The organism is Neisseria sp. P0001.S005 (assembly GCF_051963715.1).
In genome coordinates this window covers 1-5,624 of sequence record NZ_JBQCTZ010000213.1, presented here as the reverse complement: position 1 = coordinate 5,624, position 5,624 = coordinate 1, and the positions used below count along the sequence as shown (strand labels likewise).

The window sequence follows — 5,624 nt, the reverse complement described above, 5'->3', positions numbered from 1 at the left end:
TTTTATTATCATGCAATGTCGTATAAATTTAATTTATTTAGATATATTTGTTCTTGTTTCAGGACAAACTTTTCAGATGGCCTGAGATTTCCAATACCTTGCCTTTTTTACCGCGTTTGCCGTCAATATCGGCAATACGCAGTTTTTCCTGATATTCTGCACCGCGTCGGCCGACCGATACAACGGTAAACTCAGGAGAGGTCGTCACCATAATGTGTTCCAAAGATGCACCGTCGGTCAGCGACATCAACTGCAAACCGCGCCCTTTGGGCATGACTTTGAGTTCGCCGATGGAAAACGCCAAGAGGCGGTGGTCGCTGCTTGCCAGTACGATTTTGCAGTCGGGGTTGATGAGCGAGGAAGCATAGACGGCAATCGGCGGCAGGACGGTTTCGCCACTGTCCACAGTCATCACCACTTTGCCCGCTTTCACGCGCCCGACCATGTCGCCCAGCTTGGCAATGAAGCCGTAACCGCCGCTGCCTGAGAGCAGGTAGTGCTGTTCGGGCTGGCCGGTGAGCATGGCGACGGGTTTCGCGCCGTTTTGCAGCTCGATTAACGATGAAACCGGCACGCCGTCGCCACGTCCGCCGGGGATTTCGGCGGCATCGAGCGTGTAGGTTCTGCCCAGTGAATCCAGGATGACGACAGGCAAAACGGTGCGGCCTTCGAGGGTTTGTTTGAGGCGGTCGCCTTCTTTGAACGCGGTCTGGCTCAAATCGAGGTTGTGTCCGGCACGGCTGCGTATCCAGCCTTTTTCCGACAGAATCAGCGTGATGGGTTCGTCGGCGGTGGTCTGTGTCAGCACCGCGCGTCCGGCTTCTTCCACCAGCGTGCGGCGCGGGTCGCCGAACTGCTTCATGTCCGCCTGCATCTCTTTGATAATCAGCTTGCGTTTTTCGTTTTCGTCACCCAAAAGGATATTCAGACGACCTTGCTCTTCGCGCAATTCGTTCAATTCTTTTTCGAGTTTGAAACCTTCCAAACGCGCCAACTGACGCAGGCGGATTTCCAAAATGTCTTCGGCTTGGATTTCGGTCAGCCCGAACGCCACCATCAGGTCAGTTTTCGGGTCGTCTGATTCGCGGATGACTTTAATCACTTCATCAATGTGCAGAAAAACTTTCAGACGGCCTTCAAGGATGTGCAGCCGTTTTTCCACTTGGTTCAAACGGAATTTCAGACGGCGTGTTACAGTAACGACGCGGAAATCCAGCCATTCCTGCAAAATCGTTTTCAGGTTTTTCTGCGCGGGACGGTTGTCCAGCCCCATCATCACCAAGTTCATGGACACATTGCCTTCCAGCGAAGTCTGCGCCATCAGCGTGTTGATGAAGGTATCGGTATCGATGCGGCTGGATTTCGGCTCGAACACCAGACGCACGGGATGTTCGCCGTCGGACTCGTCGCGCACGCGATCGATTAAATCCAGCATCAGCTTTTTGGTATTGAGCTGATCTTGGTTGAGCTGCTTTTTACCCGCTTTCGGTTTCGGGTTGGTCTGTTCTTCGATTTCGGCAAGGATTTTGGCGGAATTGGCGTTCGGTGGCAGTTCGGTCACAATCACGCGCCATTGTCCGCGCGCCAGTTTCTCGATTTCGTAACGCGCACGCACGCGCACGCTGCCCTTGCCGGTTTCGTAAATCCGGCGCAATTCGTCCGCCGGCGTAATGATTTGACCGCCGCCGGCAAAATCAGGCGCGGGAATATATTGCATCAGGTCGGCGGTTTCCAGCGTCGGTTTTTTCAACAGCGCAATCGCCGCCTGCGTGACTTCGTTCAAATTGTGCGACGGAATTTCGGTCGCCATGCCCACCGCGATGCCCGACGCGCCGTTGAGCAACACCATAGGCAGGCGGGCGGGCAGGTGCAGCGGTTCGTCAAACGCGCCGTCGTAGTTCGGCACGAAATCCACCGTCCCCTGATTGATTTCGGACAACAGTAATTCCGCAATCGGCGTCAGCCGCGCTTCGGTGTAACGCATCGCCGCCGCCCCGTCGCCGTCGCGCGAACCGAAGTTGCCGATGCCGTCGATTAAGGGATAGCGCAAGGTAAAATCCTGCGCCATGCGGACCATTGCCTCATAGGCGGAACTGTCGCCGTGCGGGTGGTATTTACCCAAAATCTCGCCGACCACGCGCGCCGATTTCACCGGCTTCGCCCCCGCCGTCAAACCCATATCGCGCATGGCAAACAAAATGCGCCGCTGCACGGGCTTCTGGCCGTCTGAAACTTCAGGCAGCGCGCGGCCTTTGACCACGCTCATGGCGTATTCGAGATAGGCGCGTTCGGCGTACTGACCTAACAGCAGGTAGTCTTCGCCGATAGGAGATGGGCTTGGAGCGGAAATGTGTTCTGTCATCAGGATGGTAAAACGAAATAAATTAAAGAAGGATATTGTAAAGCAAAATCGGTAGTCATAGCCAATTTGAGTGATGAACGGTAGTGCAGCGACAATAAGGCTTACCGAATCAGGTCAGCAAATGGAATCCGTTTCGACAAAAAAGGCCGTCTGAAACCATTTCATGTTTCAGACGGCCTTTTCATTTTGGTTTTAAATCAAAACTTCGTTATTCTGTAGTAGCCGGTTTAGCCGCAGTTTTAATGGTTAAGGTCAACGCGGCGGCAATGGCGAGGAAAACACCGGCAAACGTCATCGCGTTGGCAGGGTTTGAACCCAAGAAGGTTTTGTACACCCAGCCGAAAGATACGGTTTCAATCAGCATTGGAATCACAATCATCATGTTCACAATACCCATGTACACGCCGTAACGTTCTTTCGGAATAGAACCGACCACAATCATAAACGGCACGCCCATCATACTTGCCCAACCGACACCGAAACCAATCATCGGGGCAAACATCAGGTATTTGTTGCCGATGTGCGGAATGGTGAGCAAGGCCAGCGCGGCAAGGGTTACGGCAAAGGCGTGAACATATTTGGCGGCATATTTGCGCGCCATCCACATCAGGCCGAAGGCGGAGATAAAGGTTACAACGTTGTAGAAACCGTTTACCAAACCGGTCCATGCAACAGCCTCCTGATAAGCAACCTTATCAGCAGAGGTGGAATCCCAAACAGATTTAACAAGACTGTGTGAAATATATTGCCAATAAATAAAAAGTGCATACCATTGGAAAAGATAAACTGAAGCAAGCTGCCACAAAGGTTTGGGCATTTCTTTGATGGCACTAAAGATCTCTTTGACGGCATGAACAGGACCTCTTGGTTGAGCTTTAATTGCTGCCATTTCTTGAGGTGAAGGTTCACGTTCAGGAGTAGTTAATACAGTTACTAGGACAGAACCAATAGAGCAAACCGCACCAATATAGAATGAGCCGAATACCCAATAAGGAATACCCACTTCAGAAGTTTGGTTCAACCAACCAACTTGTTTAAGGAGATAAAGAGAAATGTTAGCAAGGGTAATACCCAAACCGGTAAACACAGACTGCATCAAGAAACCGGTGGATTGAACCGTATCGGCAATAAAGGCACGGAAAGGTTCCATTGCGGTGTTGTTACTGATGTCCAAGAGCCACAGCAGCAATACAGCCATCCACAAGGCGGTAACGTGCGGATACAAGAACTAAGCATAAACTGCAACCGATCGCACCAATTAAGAAATACGGACGGCGGCGCCCCAATCCCGGTACCCATGTTCGGTCGCTCATTGCACCAATAATAGGTTGTACGATTAAGCCAGTAACCGGGCCGGCCATATTAAGGTAAGGCAATATACTGGGATCTGGATTAAGAAAGCTGAAAATCGGATTAATCGCAGTTTGCTGCAACCCGAAGCTATATTGAATACTGAAGAAACCGAAGTTCATCAGCATAATCTGGCGAAGTGTCATCGCCACTTGTGGGGAGATTTTCATAGGAAGGCTACTCCTGGGTAATAAACTATGGAAACAACAAACTCCAATTTCAGCGGTATGACGCTTTTATTATTTTGGGCTGCCCTTTTTACTGAGGCAACTCCGTTTTCAGACGGCCTTTATTTTGACCGTTTGCATGATTCTTATTTTGATGTGTGTTTGTATTGTTTAAAGTTTATTTTCAGGCCGTCTGAAACTATTTATTAATCACAGACTGACACCAGATGGTTTCCCCAACGACCTTGACTGGCTGAACCGAGCCGGTCGGGTGTTCAATGTGTCGAAACAGCAAATCCGCCGCCATCGCACCCATGCGCAAATAGGGCAACTCTGTACTGGTCAACGGCGGAAACAGCGTCTCCGCAATCGCGCTGTGGTTATCATAGCCGGCAACCGAAACTTGCTCGGGGACCCGCACGCCGCGTGTCCTCAAAATCCCGTACACGCGCACCGCCATTTCATCGTTGCCGCAGCAAATTACCATCGGCGGAAGCGACAAAGACAGCAGCTTCAAAATAGCCAAAATCAAAGACCCGCTGTCGTTGCTGAAGTCAGGATAGCCAGTTTGCACCAAATCAGGATCGAAGACAATATCCGCATCAGCCAAAGCACGGCGGTATCCGGCCAATCTCAAACGTGTCGCTTCTACGCCCGGTTGCAAAGTTACATAAGCAATCCGTTTGTGTCCGCTTTGGATAATCCGGCGCACCAAGCCATACTACCCTGCTTCATCGTCCGGCAAAACCGCCGGCGTACCCGCCGAATCAAAGCAGTTGACCAACACCATCGGGCAACGGTTGGGCACTTCCAGCAGCAATACTTCCTGATGGAAACCTGCCACATATAAAATCCCCTCAACACGATGTTCCATAAAGGTACGGATCAACGGTTCCATCTGACCGGGCTGACCCGGCTTATTATCGATGTCGGCAATCATCAAAATCTTGCCTTGTGCGCGAATCTGCTGCTGAATGCCCTTAATCAAGAACATATCCGGTATGCCGTGCCCGCCCGTATTCTCGCCTGTCCGCGAAATGGCGCCGGTAATCAGACCGACCAATCCGGAACGGTGTGACCGCATAATCCGTGCCACAGAAGACGGGATATAGCCCAAAGCAGCAATCGCTGTTTCTACTTTGGAACGGGTTTTCTCACTGACCGGCGCATCGCTGTTAATCACCCGACTGACCGTCTTGGGAGATACCCCGGCATAAGCAGCGACATCATAAATTGTAGCCATCTTACGGACCCGCCCCGACAAGATTTCAATAATGTTACATAGGATAACACAGCAGACATCGGTGTCATACCCCCTTTTTTACAGAAAATTGATGATAATCAACCGTTTATATTTCATTTTGCATACATTTCTTAAACAAAACCGCCCCTACCACCTCCCAAAAGTTGTCCAAATTTGTTAAACTACAAACAACTATAAAAAGCAGAAAATAGATACCCTGCTTGTTTACCGTTACATACTAAGGAAACGAGATGTCCGCATACTCAGACGCATGGCAGGCCTTGGAAGCCCATCATGCCGATACTCAACACGTTACCCTGCGCGAACGCTTCGCCGCAGATGCCGAACGTTTCAACAATATGCACGAAATTCTGCACGGTTTGTTATTTGATTACAGCAAAAACCGTCTAGATGAAAACACCCTAGATTTATTGTGCCAACTGGCCGAAGCAGCCGATTTGCCACAATATATGCAGGCCATGAGCAGCGGTGAAAAAATCAA

1 protein-coding gene and 3 pseudogenes are annotated in these 5,624 nt (G+C 50.5%); 1 reads left to right on the top strand and 3 read right to left on the bottom strand.

The genetic code is table 11. The annotated features are described in order from the left end of the window. Positions 1–58: 58 nt before the first annotated feature. The 3 genes and pseudogenes from parC to ACTHSP_RS17150 form a co-directional block, all read right to left on the bottom strand. Entirely contained in the window at positions 59–2,362 is a 2,304-nt protein-coding gene (gene parC / locus ACTHSP_RS17160; RefSeq protein WP_049351108.1) for a DNA topoisomerase IV subunit A, read from the bottom strand. Positions 2,363–2,570: 208 nt separating this feature from the next. Beyond that, positions 2,571–3,882 (bottom strand): annotated as a pseudogene (locus ACTHSP_RS17155) (MFS transporter). Between the two features lie 196 nt (positions 3,883–4,078). After that, positions 4,079–5,122 (bottom strand): annotated as a pseudogene (locus ACTHSP_RS17150) (LacI family DNA-binding transcriptional regulator). A 251-nt stretch (positions 5,123–5,373) separates the two neighbouring features. On the opposite strand from ACTHSP_RS17150, the pseudogene ACTHSP_RS17145 reads away from it, so the two are divergent. Next, a pseudogene (locus ACTHSP_RS17145) lies at positions 5,374–5,624 on the top strand (glucose-6-phosphate isomerase); the annotation flags it as partial.

What these genes read in the sequence shown, in the direction of transcription:
- parC (WP_049351108.1), bottom strand. Translation starts at nt 2,362, where the DNA reads ATGACAGAACACATTTCCGCTCCAAGCCCATCTCCTATCGGCGAAGAC.